General features: G+C 53.2%; 17 protein-coding genes and 2 pseudogenes. 5 read left to right on the top strand and 14 right to left on the bottom strand.

Going from position 1 to position 15,964, the window contains the following annotated elements:
- Nucleotides 1-40: 40 nt before the first annotated feature.
- From LDB27_RS00285 to uhpA, 8 genes are all read right to left on the bottom strand, one after another.
- Nucleotides 41-328, bottom strand: a complete 288-nt coding sequence (locus LDB27_RS00285) for a PTS sugar transporter subunit IIB (RefSeq protein ID WP_000041396.1) — start codon at nt 326-328, stop codon at nt 41-43.
- Nucleotides 325-798, bottom strand: coding sequence for a PTS sugar transporter subunit IIA (locus tag LDB27_RS00280; RefSeq protein ID WP_001152238.1), 474 nt, complete (start codon nt 796-798; stop codon nt 325-327). Before LDB27_RS00280 ends, LDB27_RS00285 begins: the two co-directional genes overlap by 4 nt.
- Before the next feature lie 17 nt (nt 799-815).
- Nucleotides 816-1,559 carry a GntR family transcriptional regulator gene (locus tag LDB27_RS00275; RefSeq protein WP_000854956.1) on the bottom strand — a complete coding sequence of 248 codons (744 nt, stop codon included), beginning with the start codon at nt 1,557-1,559 and terminating at the stop codon, nt 816-818.
- A gap of 352 nt (nt 1,560-1,911) precedes the next feature.
- Nucleotides 1,912-2,364, bottom strand: a complete 453-nt coding sequence (locus tag LDB27_RS00270; protein ID WP_001519640.1) for a DUF1198 domain-containing protein — start codon at nt 2,362-2,364, stop codon at nt 1,912-1,914.
- 192 nt (nt 2,365-2,556) lie between these two features.
- A complete protein-coding gene (gene uhpT / locus LDB27_RS00265; RefSeq protein WP_000879181.1) occupies nt 2,557-3,948 on the bottom strand; it encodes a hexose-6-phosphate:phosphate antiporter in 1,392 nt (463 codons plus the stop codon).
- A 142-nt stretch (nt 3,949-4,090) separates the two neighbouring features.
- Nucleotides 4,091-5,419: an MFS transporter gene (locus LDB27_RS00260; RefSeq protein ID WP_000948174.1), complete on the bottom strand. Its 1,329-nt coding sequence runs from the start codon at nt 5,417-5,419 to the stop codon at nt 4,091-4,093.
- Nucleotides 5,420-5,428: 9 nt separating this feature from the next.
- Complete coding sequence (gene uhpB, locus LDB27_RS00255; protein ID WP_001091263.1) at nt 5,429-6,931, bottom strand: signal transduction histidine-protein kinase/phosphatase UhpB; 1,503 nt, start codon at nt 6,929-6,931, stop codon at nt 5,429-5,431.
- Nucleotides 6,931-7,521: a transcriptional regulator UhpA gene (gene uhpA, locus LDB27_RS00250; RefSeq protein WP_000633672.1), complete on the bottom strand. Its 591-nt coding sequence runs from the start codon at nt 7,519-7,521 to the stop codon at nt 6,931-6,933. The genes uhpB and uhpA overlap by 1 nt, the downstream gene beginning before the upstream one ends.
- 22 nt (nt 7,522-7,543) lie before the next feature.
- Here uhpA and LDB27_RS23900 point away from each other — a divergent pair.
- Nucleotides 7,544-7,729: pseudogene (locus tag LDB27_RS23900) on the top strand (hypothetical protein); the annotation flags it as partial.
- Here LDB27_RS23900 and LDB27_RS00245 read toward each other — a convergent pair.
- From LDB27_RS00245 to rbsK, 3 genes are read right to left on the bottom strand one after another with little or no spacing between them, the layout of a single operon-like run.
- A complete protein-coding gene (locus LDB27_RS00245) occupies nt 7,675-8,688 on the bottom strand; it encodes an aldose 1-epimerase family protein (RefSeq protein WP_000213199.1) in 1,014 nt (337 codons plus the stop codon). The pseudogene LDB27_RS23900 and the gene LDB27_RS00245 overlap by 55 nt on opposite strands.
- A gap of 11 nt (nt 8,689-8,699) precedes the next feature.
- Nucleotides 8,700-10,016: an L-fucose:H+ symporter permease gene (fucP, locus tag LDB27_RS00240; RefSeq protein WP_000998359.1), complete on the bottom strand. Its 1,317-nt coding sequence runs from the start codon at nt 10,014-10,016 to the stop codon at nt 8,700-8,702.
- Between the two features lie 30 nt (nt 10,017-10,046).
- The gene (gene rbsK / locus LDB27_RS00235; RefSeq protein WP_000350272.1) at nt 10,047-10,967 is read right to left on the bottom strand and encodes a ribokinase; all 921 of its coding nucleotides are present in this window, start codon (nt 10,965-10,967) and stop codon (nt 10,047-10,049) included.
- A gap of 324 nt (nt 10,968-11,291) precedes the next feature.
- Here rbsK and LDB27_RS00230 point away from each other — a divergent pair, with 324 nt between their 5' ends.
- Nucleotides 11,292-12,077, top strand: coding sequence for a DeoR family transcriptional regulator (locus LDB27_RS00230; RefSeq protein ID WP_000448642.1), 786 nt, complete (start codon nt 11,292-11,294; stop codon nt 12,075-12,077).
- 1 nt (nt 12,078) lies between these two features.
- Here the strand turns inward: LDB27_RS00230 and ilvN are convergent, their stop codons facing one another.
- The 3 genes from ilvN to ivbL all read right to left on the bottom strand — a co-directional run bounded on the left by ilvN (nt 12,079) and on the right by ivbL (nt 14,266).
- Entirely contained in the window at nt 12,079-12,369 is a 291-nt protein-coding gene (ilvN, locus tag LDB27_RS00225; RefSeq protein WP_001171826.1) for an acetolactate synthase small subunit, read from the bottom strand.
- Nucleotides 12,370-12,372: 3 nt separating this feature from the next.
- On the bottom strand, nt 12,373-14,061 hold the full coding sequence (gene ilvB, locus LDB27_RS00220; protein WP_000168439.1) for an acetolactate synthase large subunit: 1,689 nt from the start codon (nt 14,059-14,061) through the stop codon (nt 12,373-12,375).
- A gap of 106 nt (nt 14,062-14,167) precedes the next feature.
- Nucleotides 14,168-14,266 (bottom strand): ilvB operon leader peptide IvbL, encoded by a 99-nt coding sequence (gene ivbL / locus LDB27_RS00215; protein WP_001541152.1) that lies wholly within the window; start codon nt 14,264-14,266, stop codon nt 14,168-14,170.
- A 522-nt stretch (nt 14,267-14,788) separates the two neighbouring features.
- Between ivbL and LDB27_RS00210 the strand changes: the two are divergent.
- The 3 genes and pseudogenes from LDB27_RS00210 to LDB27_RS00200 all read left to right on the top strand — a co-directional run bounded on the left by LDB27_RS00210 (nt 14,789) and on the right by LDB27_RS00200 (nt 15,942).
- Nucleotides 14,789-14,903: pseudogene (locus LDB27_RS00210) on the top strand (hypothetical protein).
- Entirely contained in the window at nt 14,900-14,989 is a 90-nt protein-coding gene (gene tisB / locus LDB27_RS00205) for a type I toxin-antitoxin system toxin TisB (protein WP_000117642.1), read from the top strand. Before LDB27_RS00210 ends, tisB begins: the two are co-directional and overlap by 4 nt.
- Before the next feature lie 92 nt (nt 14,990-15,081).
- Nucleotides 15,082-15,942 carry a DMT family transporter gene (locus LDB27_RS00200; protein WP_001526328.1) on the top strand — a complete coding sequence of 287 codons (861 nt, stop codon included), beginning with the start codon at nt 15,082-15,084 and terminating at the stop codon, nt 15,940-15,942.
- Nucleotides 15,943-15,964: the final 22 nt, after the last annotated feature.

Here is a 15,964-nt window from a genome sequence, read left to right as displayed (position 1 = left end):
TTAGCGCCTGGATAATTTATCTGTTTTTTTATTTATGAAATCAGGCTTGGCCTTTAAGGATTGAAACTATTTTTTCAAGAACTTTATCTTCACCTACTCCGGTAATGATTGGCAGGCCACTAACAACCGGAATATCCAGTTCATAAGGAACTTTCGTTGTTGATACAACCAAAGCTGCACCATCGGTATTGTTTGGCAATGAGGCTACATTAGTTTGGGAATAATTAACATCAAGCCCATTGTCTTTACAATATTCCATTACTTTTTCTGCCACAGCCGTGGAAGTAGCAACACCCGTTGCGCAAACAAATAGTATCATTTTACTCATACTTCACCTCTTTCAGATATGCGTGTGTAAATTGACTGATAAATTTCATCATCATTCATGACCAGTAACTGCTGCATAAAATCCTCATCCTGGATCACATCCATAATCCAACCCAGTACGTTGAGCTGCTTATTGCTTTCACCTAAAGCAAGCATAAACACCACCCTGACAGGTACGGGATCTGGTTCCCCGCCCATATCTTCGAAATTGACGGGTTCTGCCAGTATTCCAACGCTAATGGCGTTTTGGCGAACATACCTGTGATCAGTATGTGGAATAGCGACACCTACAGGCTCAACCGGTAGACCCGTTGGAAAATTCTGTTCTCGCGTAATGACGTGATCGGCAAAATCAGATACAACCATACCATCGTTAATTAACGGACTGGCAAGAGCCTTGATTATGTCATTCTGACTCACCTCTTTAGGGAGGTGGCGAACATAATAACGGCGAAAATGAATATCCTGCATAGATTCCTCTTTGCTAGTTAGGCATCCAGGCGCTGTAAAATAGTGCCAAGATAATATTTATTACCTTTTAACCAGACGTTACCAAAATCAATGGCCAATCCTCTAGAGAAAAATACCAACTGTTCCAAATGCAAAACAGGTGCGTCTTCACCAATATCAAGATAATGGCCTCGCTCATTACCAATTAATTTGGCTGCGTAACGGCTTTCAGAAAAACTTATTTTCTTATCGGATAATCTTTCTATTGCTGAAAATAAATTCTCCCTGGTAAAATCTACATCAATAATACCGGGGCAGAGATCAATGTTGATACGATTTTCAATCAACATGACTTTTTCATCGCCAATACAACGAAGGCGTTTAAGAAATAAAACATCTTGTCCCGGTTTGATACTCAGTTTTTCTGCTACAAAGCGGTTAGCGGGTTCCAGTCGGGAGGTTATGACGCTGGTTGTGAAGTTTATCTTCTGGCTGGCTAAGGCTTCAGCAAAGGAGAGCAAACCTTCACCCAGTGGGTAAGCAACATTTTCCTTCTTTACGAAAGTTCCTTTACCCTGCACTTGCACAAGAACACCTTCCCGGACAAGTTGGTCAACCGCTTTTTTAACGGTACCGCGACTCACCTCCAGCATATCCATGATTTGAAACTCTGAAGGTATCCGGTCATCCTCAACTAATTCTCCGCTATAAATACTTTCCCTTATCCACTCCACAACCTGTTGATACAGTGGGATGTGTGAACTTTTACTCAATGTTTTCATGGGGCGCGCCTAAACATTTAGAGTTGTCTATAGACAATCATGTACAACTTCGAGTTTATGATAAGAAATTTTGAGACAGGAGGTATGGCAAGGAGTCACAGTTTTAGTGTTCAAAACGAGATCACATTTCCGTGATATATGTCACGGAAATGATGAGCTATAAGTCTCTGATGTTTTGGCGTCGTTAGCGGTTATTCGGTGCGTTACTTCTGTGGTTCACCCTTAGCAAATACGCTGGCGGCTACGCTTTATTTAGCTAACGATGAATCGCGCCATCTGGCCGTTAATCGTGGCTCGCCGCCCCTGCCAGCCTCATTCATCTCGTCTTTTGTTAACGAGATAGTGAAGAGTATCAATGCAGCCAGTGGACACCCTCTTCCGGCTGAAAAAAGGCGTTATAGCGCAGTTGAAACGCGTTGATCTCCTGCATATCGGGTTCCATTTCGCGCAAAAAACCCAGCGCCAGCCGTACCTGTGTATCGGTGATCGGCGCGGCTAAACGCGCTTTTTGCAGCAACCGATGCCACCGCTGCAAATTCTGATCGCCGCCATCGACAATCACCATTTGCCAGATCAGTAACACCTGAGCGGCATTTTGCAAATGCGACTCATCAGGGCGATGCAGATACTGTAAAAACTCACCGCCCGCCGTTTTACCCATCTGATCAATCATCGATTCTATCGGCACTACATCAATATTCAGACGTTCGCTCAGGCGGCGAATCGCCCGGCGGGTATCCGATGTCAGCACCCGAAAACCCACAATAAACACCACCACAAACGTGGCCAGAATCAACCAAATCATGCGCACATCCGTCACCAAACAGGATGCCCATCATAACGGTAAATTTATAACTGTCGACGTTCTGGCCTGTCAGGATGTGATTTATTAACGCCTGTCTTCATTTACGCAAGACGCCGGATATCCTGTCTGACGAACGCAAGGCATAAAAAAGCCCGGCGTTAAGCCGGGCAAAACGTTACCAAATGCACACATTTAAGCGATATTGACTTGCTGAATTTTTTTCTCACGGCGGATTTTGCGCTCTTCCATCACGGCGACCATCGCCATCAGGCAGATACAGCCGATCGCGGCGGCGTCCAGCGCGGCGAAGGTGCCCGCCCAGCCGGTCAGACCAAAAACGGGGGTGCCGTCGGCAATCATGCCCAGACCCAGCTTGGCAAAGCTATCGCCGATAAGATAAGCGAAGGTTCCCTTGATACCGTCCGCAGCGCCGATAGCTTTTTTCGGTACGAAACCGACTGCCGCCACGCCAATTAACAGCTGCGGCCCAAACACCAGGAAACCGAGCGCGAACAGCGAGGCCAGATAGACATACTGGTTGCTGGCGTGCTGGTAGACGCCGAGGGTGGCGATGATTAACGCCAGCGCCACACAGGCTACCAGCGCACGACGACCGTTCGCCAGGTCAGAGAGCCAGCCCCACAGCAACGTGCCGACCAGCGCGCCCACTTCGAACAGGGTAAAGCCCTGAATCGCCACCTCTTTAGAAAGTTTCAGTTCCTGGAAGGCGTAGACGGTTGACCACTGGTCGATACCAATACGCACCACATACAGGAAGATATTGGAGAAGCACAGCAGCCAGATCACTTTGTTTTTCAATACATATTCAACAAAGATCTGCCACTTGGTCATTTCGTTTTCTTCAGTCTCTTTATCCTCTTCGCTGATCTCTTCGCCGAACAGTTCTTCAGCTTTACCCAGACCGTAAGACTCCGGGGAGTCGCTGCCAAAACGCAGACCGATAAAGCCAACAATCAGCGCGATAATCGACGGGAAGATAAACATGCCGATGACGTGACCGTCGAACAGGTAGTTGGCGCCGAACAGCGCCACGCCTGCCGCGCCCGCGCCGCCGAGGTTGTGGGAGATATTCCAGAAGCCGAGAAAGGTGCCGCGTTTACGACGCGGAGTCCATTTGGTGATGGTCGAGTAGCTGCACGATCCGCCGGTACTCTGGAAGAAACCGCTCAGGGCATAGAAAGCGATCATCAGAAACAGACTGGTTGACCCCGCGCCCATACTGGCGCTGAAGCCGAGCATACAGATAGCGGAGAGGATCAACATAAACGGTAGAAACTGCTTGGTATTTTTACCGTCAGCGTAGTAGGAAACCAGCGTTTTCCCCACGCCGTAGGTGATCGAAAAGCCCAGGCCAATCATCCCCAGCTCGGTCATGCTCAACCCGTAGGTAGAGATCATGTCGTTCTGCGCGATGTTAAAGTTTTTGCGGATCAGGTACATGGTCAGGTAGCCGATAAAAACCACCAGATAGGACTGCATGAACGGCTTGAACCACATTTTACGCCGCACATCGAGCGGCAGATCCAGGGTCGGCTTGCGCACCTGGTTTAAGAAGGCCAGCATGGATTACTCCTGAGCTAATTTTTATACCTGCGAATGGCAGGCATTGTAAAAATCCACAGGAAAAGTGGCCTGCGACAGCGTCCAGGCAAAACCGGGAAAATTTCTTAGTTTTGCCCCATTCAGCGCAAAAAGGTGAGGTGCGTCACGCTTCGCTGGTCTCGCGTGGGGCCTGGGCGTTCAGAAATGGCAGCAGCAATAGCGCGGAGATCCCCGCCGCGATGGCGATGACCGCAAAAAAACCGGTCCAGTGCCAGATCTCCAGCACTTTCGCTAACGGCCAGCCGGAAAGCGACGCGCCGAGATAGGCGAACAGGCCGACAAAGCCGGTGGCCGCGCCCGCCGCCTCTTTATGCGAGCACTCCGCCGCCGCCATGCCAATGAGCATCTGCGGGCCGAAAACAAAGAAACCGGTGGTGAAGAAACAGGCCGCCTGCATCACGTAACTGGCGAACGGCATCAGCCACAGCGAACCCACAGAGAGCAGAATCCCGGCGGCGAAGATTAAATTCATCGGTCCGCGGTTGCCGTTGAAGAGTTTGTCCGAGCCCCAGCCCGCCACCAGCGCGCCGATAAATCCCCCCAGCTCAAACATCGATACTGCCGTGTTGGCCGTGACCAAATCTACGCCCAGCGTCTCGGACATATACAGGTTGCCCCAGTCATTGATCGCCGCGCGCACCACGTACACTAAGACGTAACACAGCGAAAGCAGCCAGATATAGGGATTCAACAGCACATATTTAGCGAGGATTTCTTTGCGGCTTAGCCCCGCGCCCTCTTGCTGTTGGGCTACCTCCAGCGCATCGTGCCGCCAGTCGCCTACCGGCGGTAAACCAATCGCCTGCGGACGGTCGCGCAGCCGCCAGCAGAGGACCATGCCCACCCCGATGGCAAGCAATCCGGCCACCATCATTCCGACGCGCCAGCCATAATGCAGGGCGACAGCGGCCATGACGAGAGGGATCAGCGCCCCGCCGACATTATGCGCGGTGTTCCATAACGCCCACCAGCCGCCGCGTTCGGTACGCGAGTACCAGGCGGTCAGCAAACGGGCGCAAACCGGCGATCCAAACCCCTGGAAAAAGGCATTCAACGCCCATAGCAGAGCAAAGGCCCACAGCGAGGTCGAGAAGCCGAACAGAATATTCACTACGCCGGTCGCAATCAGCCCGATGCCCATAAAATAGCGAGCGTTGGAGCGATCGCTAACGATGCCGGAAACAAATTTCGACACCCCGTAGGTGATGTAAAACAGCGTCGCCAGCAGGCCGATATCGCTGCGGGTCAGAATGCCGCTGGCAAGGATTTCCGGCGCGGCGGCGTTAAAGCTTTTACGGGTGAAATAGAACAGCGCATAACCCAACCAAATGGTGATCAGGATGTGCCGCCGCCAGTAGCGATAGCGGGCGTCAACCTCGTGCTTATCGGTGATGAGCGGCGCGTTGGCCGGGGCTTTTAAAAACGAAAGCATTATCCTTCCTTAAACGTAACGCTGGGGCAACGAGACGCTCACCCGCGTACCGTGGGTACAAGAGATGGTTAGCGTCCCGCCGAGCGCCGACACGCGTTCGCGCATTCCGGTCAGGCCGAAGCCCTGCTGCTGAGAGCCCGGCGGCAGGCCGCTGCCGTCATCCTCAATCACCAACATCAGCCGCTCATCCTGCTGCCAGCCCTGGAGCGTCACCGCGCTGGCATTGGCATGTTTTACGATGTTATTCAGCCCTTCCTGACAGACGCGAAACAGCGTCACGCGCTGACTTTCACTCAGCGCCGTTTCGTCAATTCGCCAGTCGAGGTGACTGACAATACCGCGGCTTTCCAGCTCCATTTCGCGCAGCAGCGAACGGATGGCCTGCGCCAGCGTTAAGTCGTCTAGCTGGCGCGGGCGCAAGCGCCCCAGCAGGCGACGCACGGCGTCATACACGCCCAGCGAAAGCTGCTCGATAAGTTGCCCGCTCTGCTTCACGCCGCCGTTATCCGCCGCCAGTCGTTGCACAATGCCCGCCTGGGTTCGAATCGCGGTGATGGTCTGCCCGATGTCATCGTGCAGCTCACGCGCAACATCGCGCCGCACGCTCTCTTCGGTCTCCAGAAGACGCTCCGCCAGCCGATGGTTGCGCGCCAGCTCCTTTTGCAACGACTGGTTCAGCTCGCGCAGACGCTGAATGCCAGCGCCAAGCAGTAGCCCGGTCAGGCTTTGCACCAACAGCGAAAGTAATAAATCGACGGGATGATCGTGCCAGGTCTGGCTGGCGATCAGCGCGATAGCATTCATCAGCGTGGCAATGAGCGCGCCCTGCCAGCCATAATGCCAGGCGAGCGCGATAATCGGCAATGCCAGGCAGAACGGCGTGAAGCGCGAAAGTTCAGCAGGTAAACCCAGTTGCAGCCACAGACTGACGATAAACAGCAGCAGATACCAGATCAGATGCCGCCCGCGCCAGTTTACCGGCTGCGATACCAGCGATGGTCCCAGCGGCAGCCAGGTAGTGCTGGTGAGATAGTGCCAGAAAACCAGGCAGATGGGGGCCAGCGTCAGACCACCCGTGAGGGTCAGCAGTAGCGCGTTCCATGCCGCTTCCCCCTGCCCCAACCAGGGCAGGGATTGCAGTAGCGCCGCGGCGGTGAGGGCCGCGCCCTGAAGCAATAACGTGCGCCAGTCGCGCTGATGGCGGTAACGCGAAGTCAGCGCCACGGGCAGTAGCGTCAACACACTACCGATCATCAAAAGCGGCAGATGGGCCAGCGCAACTTCCTGCGCTAACCAGTACACCAGCAGCCACTCCGCGCCCAGCAATACTGGCCAGTATCCGCGCGGACATTGCAGCATAAGTCCCAGGCGCAGGCCGAAGGGAAAGAGCAGCGCCGCCAGCTCCGGGCGCTCTACCAGATGCAGGCTGATGCTCCACAGGCAGAACCACGCGGCGGAGAAAATAAAAAAACAGGCAACAACGGTGATTAAACGGGAAAAAAAGGTGTTCATTACCAACCGTCAAACATGCGATGCGCCAGTTCAACGTCATTGCTGACGCCTAATTTTTCCAGCAGATTCGCGCGATGGACATGCACCGTTTTTGGCGACAGCCCCAGCTCGGCGGCAATCTCTTTTACCGCCATACCCTGGGCGAGTTTTTCCGCCACCTGACGCTCGCGTTTGGTCAGCGGATCTTGCCGACCCGCCGCCAGTTTCACGGCAATATCGGGGGTCAAATAGCAGCCGCCCGTCGCCACCGTATGCACCGCGGCGATCAGTTCATCCGGACTACAGCGTTTAGAGAGGAAACCGCGCGCGCCGGCGTTCAACGCCTGTTCCACCAGCGCCGGGCTATCGTGAACCGAGAGCATGATCGTCGCCATCCCTTTTGGCAGTTGGCTTAGCAGCTCCAGTCCGGAAATATCCGGCATCGAGATATCGCAGATACACACCTGTACGCCGCGCCCCGGTAAGCCTGCCAACGCTTCGCGCCCGGAACCAAATTCGGCGACCACCTGCAAATCAGGTTCCAGCCCCAGTAGCTGTGCAAAGCCGGAGCGGACGATAAGGTGGTCGTCGATAAGGGCAACGGTAATCATGGGTTCATCCTGACGCTAAGGCATGCCTGATGGCGCTGCGCTTATCAGGCCTACGGGCAGGTGCCGTTGTAGGCCGGATAAGGCATTAATGCCGCCATCCGGCAAAAGCACTTACCTTAACGATAAGTGCCTGGGTGTTCAAGCCTTGAGCGGTCAGACAATGCCTGTCGTGACGGTGAACGTCCGGGTTTGCTGCGGTTCCAGTTGAAGCAAGGTTCCATTTCGCTGCGCCGCGAGAAAACCTTCAGGCCGACAGGTCGCGGGCAGGGCAAAGGCGGCTACCTGCTGATCGCCGTTATAAAGAATCCAGCGGGTCACGTAATTTAGCTCCGCGCTGGCGAAACGTGTCACGAACGTGGTGCCATCCGGGGCGATCATACTGAATTCCGGGGTATCCGTGTACCTGTCCAGTTCATCGGCGAAGAACACGATTTCCGGGTCGTAAAAGCCAGGCTCGTTGAGCGTTGCCAGCGAGGCTTCACCCTGCAAAAGTCGTTGATTAAACGCCAGCCACTGCGCCGTGGGTTTGACATGCGCCGGCACCGACTCGCGTAGCGTCAGCGCGGTATCCGGGATATTCTGGCGAAACGTGGCGTTCGGCACATAGGCATAGTTCATGTGGCACATGTACTGTAGCGGCATGGCGACTGAAGCCAGGTTAGTCACGGTCATCTGAATATCAAACAGCGCGCTTGCTTTACGCATTACCACCGTAGGTTGCGCCTGATAATGATGACCGAACCCCATCACATACTCGTAGCGCCCGGTCACGCGCAGACTGTCGCCCTCTAACTCCAGCCAGGCGTCGTCCATGGCAGCGCAGGGCATCTCGCCGTGCAGCGGATGTATATCTTCCGGCGACGGGCAGCCATTCGCCAATAGTCCGGAATGGAAAGCAAAGCAACCATACGTTGCCACCACTTCCGCAGCTGGCTTCGGCTGGCGGAACATGTTGCGCATAGTCAGATCATGACCGTCAAACTGCGCGTCCCAAATCATCTGCCCCATCCAGGGCAGAATCACCAGATGACCGCGGCTGTTTTGTATTTTCAATCCTTCCACGCCGCTGGCGTAACGAAACGCCGTAACCGTAAAATCATCATTTTCCAGCAAGATACGCGGCTGCTCGCTAAAAAGCTCCCGCCATAATGTAATACGTGTTGTCATGGTTGATCTCCTCAGGACGCGGCGACTTCAGCCAGGTTGCCGCGCACTTTGCTTTCGCGCCAGAAGTAAACGCCAACGTAAACAAAGCACAGCATGGAAACCAGGAATGAGAGCTGTAACGAGTGGAACATGTCCGCCACGTAGCCCTGAATCGCGGGAACCACCGCCGCGCCGACAATCGCCATCACGATCACCGCCCCCGCCATTTCGGTATGCTCGTTATCGACGGTATCGAGCGTTCCGGCATAAATGGTCGCCCAGCAGGGGCCAAACAGAACGCTGACCAGCACCGCCACGTATACCGCGCTAAAGCTGGGCGCCAGCGCCACGTAGGCCAGGAACAGCGCGCCGATCACAGAGTAAAGGATCAGGACTTTTTCCGGGTTAAAGCGTGTCATCAGAATGTTGGCGATAAACTTGCCGATAAAAAAGCAGGCGAAGCTGTAGACCATAAAGGTTGAGGCATCGCGCTCATTGATATCGCCTAACTCCAGCGCCAGACGGATAGTGAACGACCAGACCGCCACCTGCATTCCCACATACAGGAACTGCGCCACAATACCGCGACGGAAACGGGCGTTGCTGGCGAGATAGCGTAACGTATCCAGCGCCGAGGGGCGTTTATGACTCGCGGTTTGCGCGACTTTACAGGTCGGGAAACGCGTCAGCAGGAACAGTACCATCACCACTACCAGGACCATAATCATGTACTTATAGGGTTCCAGAGTGTTTTCCAGCATCAGCACCTTGAAGTTGTGGACTTGCTCGGCATTCATGCCCGCCATCTGTTTTTCCAGGCTTTCCCCTTCGGAAAAGACCAGATACTTACCCAATAAAATGCCTGCCGCCGCGCCGATCGGATAAAAGGTCTGGCTGATATTCAGCCGCAGCGTGGCGTAGGCTTTCGGCCCGATCATCGAACTGTAGGTGTTCGCCGCCGTTTCCAGGAAACTCAGGCCAATCGCAATGGCAAAAATCGCCGCGAGGAACATGGTGTAGGTCGCCATGTGCGACGCCGGAAAAAAGAGCGTACAGCCGACAATGTATAGCGTCAGGCCGATAAGTATCGCCACTTTATAACTGGTTTTTTTAATGACCAGCGAGGCCGGAATAGCAATTAAAAAATAACCGCCATAAAAGGCGCTTTGTACTAATGCCGAAGCAAAGTTGCTCAGCGAAAATACACTTTTAAATTGCGTAATCAGAATATCATTTAACGCGGCTGCGCATCCCCATAATGGGAATAAACAGGATAACAAAATAAACTGGAACAGAGGTGTCTTATTCAGATACCCGTCGGGCATCTGAACGATGTTTTTATCGTTCATAGTGCTACCTTTAACAGTGCAGGGTGATTGTTATTCGTTCAACGAAAGATACTCATTAAATTGCTCAATGCTTGGATAAGAGGATTGGGTGCCTTTCCCGGTGACGCTGAAAGCGGCAAAGAGGACGGCTTTTTTCATGGCGGCTTCCACATCCCCGCTCTGGACGTAGTAATGCGCGAAACAGCCGATAAAGGCATCGCCCGCGCCGCTGGTATCGACAGCGTTCACTCGAAACGCCGGAACATGGACTTCCTGGTCACGCGTCATCCACAGCGCGCCTTTCTCACCCATGGTGACGATAATATTGTTCAGCCCTTTATCCACCAGCGAACGTGCCGCTGCGCGAATATGGTCATAGGTATCCACTGGCATACCGGTTAATATTTCCAGCTCGGTTTCATTGGGTACAAAGAAATCGCATTTACAGGCATAAGACATATCTAATTCCCGTAATGCTGGCGCAGGGTTTAATAACACTTCAATCCCGTGTTTCTTGCCAAATTCTATTGCGTGATAAACCGTTTCCAGCTGAACTTCCAGTTGCAGAACAATAAGCTGGCATTTTTTTAAATCTTCCGCTGCGCGATCGATATCTTCCGGCGAGAGAAACTTGTTAGCGCCTTTGATGATCAGGATGCTGTTGCTGGAGTTGGCGTTGACGAAAATCGGCGCTACGCCGCTGCTGGTACACGGTACTTTTTCTACATACGTCGTATTGATCCCCCAGGATTCGAGATTACGAATGGTGTTGTCGGCAAAAATATCGTCGCCCACTTTGGTCAACATCAATACTTTTGAATTGAGCTTAGCGGCCGCCACGGCCTGGTTCGCCCCTTTTCCGCCGCAGCCGATTTTAAACGCCGGCGCTTCCAGAGTTTCCCCTTCTTTGGGCATCTGGTTGGTGTAGGTGATAAGGTCCACCATGTTAGAGCCAATAACCGCGATATCCATTTTACTCCCTCTCAGAAATCGTCACACGACAATGATATTAAAATAACATTATCATGTTACTTCCGTATCATTTGTGACTATGATCGCGATTAGAGGATCATTTTGCCATTTACTTCGTGAACAATCCCTGGCGGAACATACGCGCATCAAATCATTTTTAGGGTTACAATTTACTGAAAATTAACTATTTATTGTTATAAAACGCGAATAAATCCACTTTTATTTCCTGACGGCCAGACGTATAGTAGTGCCACACTGTAATGTTCTCAGAAACACATAAATGTTACTGATAGAACATAACAACATGATTTGCGGAGAGGGTGAATGGAGACCAAGCAAAAAGAACGTATCCGACGCTTGATGGAGTTACTGAAAAAGACCGATCGAATCCATCTGAAAGACGCCGCGCGGATGCTGGAAGTTTCGGTGATGACCATTCGCCGCGATCTCAGCCAGGATGATGACCCTTTACCGCTGACGCTGCTCGGCGGCTATATCGTCATGGTAAATAAGCCTACGTCTTCAACCAATATGCCGCTGCCGGCGAAAAAGACGCATCATCGGGACGACCTTCCCGTTGCGATCCTGGCCGCCGGCCTGGTGCGTGAAAACGATCTGGTTTTTTTTGATAACGGTCCGGAAATGCCATTAGTTATCAGCATGATACCGGATGATATTACCTTTACCGGGATTTGCTACTCGCATCGGGTATTTATCGCGCTGAATGAAAAGCCTAATGCCACGGCGATTCTGTGCGGCGGCACCTATCGGGCCAAGAGCGATGCCTTTTATGATGCCAATAATCCTTCGGCGCTGGATTCGCTCAATCCGCGCAAAGTGTTTATTTCCGCCAGCGGCGTACATGAACATTTTGGCGTGAGCTGGTTTAACCCGGATGATCTTGCCGCCAAACGTAAAGCGATGGAGCGCGGTCTGCGCAAAATTTTGCTGGCGCGTCACGCCCTGTTTGATGAGGTCGCGCCTGCCAGCATTGGTCCGCTTTCTGCCTTTGATGTCCTGATTAGCGATCGCCCATTACCGACAGATTATGCCGTTCACTGTCGAAATGGTTCCGTCAAAGTCATCACGCCTGATTCGGAAAGTGAATAACTTACTCAAAAAAGACGGCAATTTTATTGAACATGGTGGGATCGGACTGGTTTCGTACCACCTTCGCCACGTCTTCCAGTTTATCGATCTGACTGATCATCTGTTCAAGCCGCTGATCGTCATTGACCAGAAGCCAGATGCGGCTCTGATCGCTACCCTGAATCGGTAAACAGAGAATACCCTCAACGTTGAAAGCGCGTCGGGCGAACAGCCCGCAGACGTGGGTCATCACGCCAGGATGGTTGCGAACGGTCAGCTCCAGAATAACGTTATCATGTGATTGTTTCTGCATGGCTTATTCCCCCACCATCTCTGTATTTGCCGCGCCCGGCGGCACCATCGGATATACTTTTTCTTCTGCATCAATGCGCACATGGATCAACGCCGGTCCAGGACGACGAATGATAGCCTGCAACGCCGCCTGCGGATCGGCTTCGTTATTCAAATCACAGGTGTCCAGACCAAACCCGGCGGCAATCTGCATAAAGTTGATGCTTCCCGGATAGGTTGCCGCAAAAACACCCTGTTTATAGAACAGACTCTGTTGCTGATGTACCAGTCCCAGCGCGTCGTTATTCATCAGGATAATTTTCACATCCAACTGGTTTTCACTGGCGGTAGCCATCTCCTGAATATTCATCATCAAACTACCATCGCCGGAAAAACACAGCACCTTGTTGCCCGGATTCGCCAGCGCCGCGCCAATCGCCGCGGGCAGACCAAACCCCATGGTGCCCAGCCCGCCGGAAGTCAGCCACTGACGCGGACGGTTGAGCGGATAAGCCTGCGCGGTCCACATCTGATGCTGACCTACGTCAGTGGTAATAATCGCGTTGTCGTCCACACAGGCGGCGACTGCGTTAATCAGCCCATAGTGACTAAGCGGGTTATTTTCCTGGGGAATACTGCAGGGGAATTCTTGCTGCAAGTCCGCCACCAACTGATGCCATGCTTCCCGCGGCTGTGCCTCGATATGGGGAATTAACTGTGCCAGTACATCATCGACATCCGCCTGAATAGCCACATGCGGCTGCTTAATTTTGCCTAACTCGGCGCGATCGATATCCACATGGATGATTTTGGCGTTCGGACAAAACTGCTCCGTTTTGCCAATCGCCCGGTCATCAAAACGCGCGCCCAGGACAATCAGTAAATCGGCCTCTTGCAGAATAAAATTGGTACTGCGCGCGCCGTGCATCCCCAGCATTCCTAACGACAGCGGATGCGCCTTAGGCAGCATTCCCAGCGCCATTAAGGTCATTGTCGTCGGCAGTTGAGCTTTTTCCGCCAGTTCGCGCACGCGTGTCGGCGCATTGATCACGCCGCCGCCCAGATACAGCACCGGACGCTTCGCCGCGTTAATCATTGCGGCGGCCTCGCGGATACTCTCTGCGCTAAACTCCGGCGGGGGTGATTTTTCCGCCGGCGACGGCAACGCATCCAGCTCAATTGTCGCCGTCTGCACATCTTTAGGAACGTCTATCCACACCGGGCCAGGACGCCCCGACTGCGCCAGACGAAAAGCATCGCTCATCACCTGAGGCAGCTCGTTGATATTTCTGACCAGATAGTTGTGCTTGGTGATGGGGATAGAGATACCGTAGGTATCCACTTCCTGAAACGCGTCAGTACCGATCATGGATGCCGGAACCTGCCCGGTAATGCAGATTAACGGAATGGAATCCAGGCGCGCATCGGCAATGGCCGTGACCAGATTGGTCGCGCCCGGCCCGCTACAGGCCATACAAACAGCAGGTTTACCCTCCGTTCGCGCCATCCCCTGCGCAATAAACCCCGCGCCTTGTTCGTGGCGCGCCAGAATATGACGGATTTGCGTACTTTGGCTTAACGCGTCGTAAACGGGGAGGATCGAACCGCCGGGAATGCCGGTGACGATACGAATCCCCTGGCGCTCCAGAAAATGAACAATAAATTCCGCGCCCGTAAAGCGCTGAGGTGTAGATGTTGTGCCCGAACTTGCCATGCTCCATTCCTTTTATTCTGAGCCGACGTTCCGGGAAGGTGTCTTAAACAAAAAACCCCGCCCGGTTTGCGCCGGTGGGGTTTTGGAATCGTGTGTGTTCCGGACCCTACGGCGCATTGCCGACGACCACCACCACACGCACGACGACCACTGCGCGAGATGGCGCAGTTGTTAGTAGGGTCGCGTTCAGCATGGAAGGGTTCATTAGGGGCCTTGTCTGTTTGTTATTAACACGTTTTATACAAGCACAGCGCTTTCAGCATGACAACGGAAAAATTTTCATCTGCACAAAAATGCTTCAGCGATCACATTTTTCTACGAATTTACACGCTTTGAGTATAGGCGTGATAAGCGTAGCGCCCTCCGGTAATCGCCGGGATTGATGATCACGCGTTTCACAATGCCGGAAAACAAAAAACCTCGCCGAAGCGAGGTTCTTACAGCGTAATGCGGGTGGTAGCCGCGAAGCACACTGTGTTATGTCAACAGCAGAAGTATACGCGTTCTGTGCAGAACGCGCAATTTCGGCGCGAATTTTGATGAATTTGAGTATGGATCAGAAGCTCCGTTCTGTCTATAAATTACTGTTAATTTATACAGTACTTAACTATAATGTCTTTGACACAATGTGTTATGCGGGGGCCGCATCGTAAACCGGCGCAACGAAGTCCTGGCTGAAACGGGTGGTGCCGTCAGCGCCTTAACCCCCTCGTGAGCACACTGTGTTATGTCAACACGCACACTATTCCTCGCAAAAGGGATCGCGTGCGCAACAGCTGGCAACAGGCAGCGGAAAGGTACGTCGGCTGGCAGTGCTCCTTAACCACAGGAGACGCGTATGAGCGTAGTGGATATCACCATTCTTATCCTGAAACTCATTGTTGCAGCACTGCAACTGCTTGATGCTGTTCTGAAATACCTTAAGTAATTCAGATTCAAGCCGCACCGAAGGGGAGCGGGCAACCGCTCCCCTTTCACCTTATCCGCTGGTCTTTCGCTTCCCGGGTATGTTACGTTTTTATGACACCCTCAACGACGCCTGACGCTATGACCCTTTCCGTTTTCTGCATTTTGCTGTTCGCCGCGCTGCTACATGCCAGCTGGAACGCCATTGTCAAAGCGGGAAACGATAAGCTCTACGCCGCGATCGGCGTCAGCGGTTCCGCGGCGGTCATGGCATTGATCCTTTTGCCCTTCTCGCCGCAGCCAGCTCACGCCAGTATCCCTTTTTTAGCGGCCTCTACCGCGCTCCAGGTGGTGTATACCGTCCTGGTCGCGAAAACCTATCAGGTCTCGGACATGAGCCAGACCTATCCTCTTATGCGCGGCACCGCGCCGCTGCTGGTGGCGCTCATTAGCGTTCTGTTTCTTGGCGACAGTCTGTCGTCGCTAGCCTGGGTCGGCATCGCAGTGATCTGTATGGCGATACTTGGGATGGCCTGTAATGGCCGCGCCAGTTCTCAACGTGGTGTCGTGCTGGCATTAACTAACGCCTGTTTTATTGCCGGATATACGCTGGTGGACGGGACCGGCGTAAGACTCTCCGAAACGGCGCTGGGCTATACGCTATGGTCATTTTTTCTCAACGGCGCCTGCCTGTTAACCTGGGCGATGATTGCGCGGCGGCGGGAAGCGTCGCGTTATCTGGCGCAACAGTGGAAAAAAGGCATTTTTGGCGGGATTGGCACTATGGGATCTTATGGGCTGGCGCTATGGGCCATGACCCAGGCGCCGCTGGCGGTGGTCGCCGCGCTGCGTGAGACGTCGATTTTATTCGGCGCGCTGATAGCCTGGCTGCTGCTTAAAGAGAAAGTGGCCGGGCTACGTCTGGTGGCGGCAGGCGGGATTGCCCTCGGGGCGATTTTACTCCGTCTGTCATGATCGCCCAATAACAGCCGCAGAC

The sequence above is a fragment of the Salmonella sp. JXY0409-18 genome (genome assembly GCF_020268625.1).
In the GTDB taxonomy this organism is placed as follows: domain Bacteria; phylum Pseudomonadota; class Gammaproteobacteria; order Enterobacterales; family Enterobacteriaceae; genus Salmonella; species Salmonella enterica.
This window is presented reverse-complemented; position numbering and strand designations above follow the sequence as displayed.

Excerpts from the sequence above, each read along its gene's own strand:
- uhpA (WP_000633672.1), bottom strand. The coding sequence starts at position 7,521 with ATGATTACCGTTGCCCTTATCGACGACCACCTTATCGTCCGCTCCGGC.
- uhpT (WP_000879181.1), bottom strand. The coding sequence starts at position 3,948 with ATGCTGGCCTTCTTAAACCAGGTGCGCAAGCCGACCCTGGATCTGCCG.
- fucP (WP_000998359.1), bottom strand. The coding sequence starts at position 10,016 with ATGAACGATAAAAACATCGTTCAGATGCCCGACGGGTATCTGAATAAG.
- LDB27_RS00245 (WP_000213199.1), bottom strand. The coding sequence starts at position 8,688 with ATGACAACACGTATTACATTATGGCGGGAGCTTTTTAGCGAGCAGCCG.
- LDB27_RS00275 (WP_000854956.1), bottom strand. The coding sequence starts at position 1,559 with ATGAAAACATTGAGTAAAAGTTCACACATCCCACTGTATCAACAGGTT.
- ilvN (WP_001171826.1), bottom strand. The coding sequence starts at position 12,369 with ATGCAGAAACAATCACATGATAACGTTATTCTGGAGCTGACCGTTCGC.
- LDB27_RS00270 (WP_001519640.1), bottom strand. The coding sequence starts at position 2,364 with ATGATTTGGTTGATTCTGGCCACGTTTGTGGTGGTGTTTATTGTGGGT.
- tisB (WP_000117642.1), top strand. The coding sequence starts at position 14,900 with ATGAGCGTAGTGGATATCACCATTCTTATCCTGAAACTCATTGTTGCA.
- uhpB (WP_001091263.1), bottom strand. The coding sequence starts at position 6,931 with ATGAACACCTTTTTTTCCCGTTTAATCACCGTTGTTGCCTGTTTTTTT.
- LDB27_RS00280 (WP_001152238.1), bottom strand. The coding sequence starts at position 798 with ATGCAGGATATTCATTTTCGCCGTTATTATGTTCGCCACCTCCCTAAA.
- LDB27_RS00230 (WP_000448642.1), top strand. The coding sequence starts at position 11,292 with ATGGAGACCAAGCAAAAAGAACGTATCCGACGCTTGATGGAGTTACTG.
- rbsK (WP_000350272.1), bottom strand. The coding sequence starts at position 10,967 with ATGGATATCGCGGTTATTGGCTCTAACATGGTGGACCTTATCACCTAC.
- LDB27_RS00200 (WP_001526328.1), top strand. The coding sequence starts at position 15,082 with ATGACACCCTCAACGACGCCTGACGCTATGACCCTTTCCGTTTTCTGC.
- ivbL (WP_001541152.1), bottom strand. The coding sequence starts at position 14,266 with ATGAACCCTTCCATGCTGAACGCGACCCTACTAACAACTGCGCCATCT.
- LDB27_RS00260 (WP_000948174.1), bottom strand. The coding sequence starts at position 5,419 with ATGCTTTCGTTTTTAAAAGCCCCGGCCAACGCGCCGCTCATCACCGAT.
- ilvB (WP_000168439.1), bottom strand. The coding sequence starts at position 14,061 with ATGGCAAGTTCGGGCACAACATCTACACCTCAGCGCTTTACGGGCGCG.
- LDB27_RS00285 (WP_000041396.1), bottom strand. The coding sequence starts at position 328 with ATGAGTAAAATGATACTATTTGTTTGCGCAACGGGTGTTGCTACTTCC.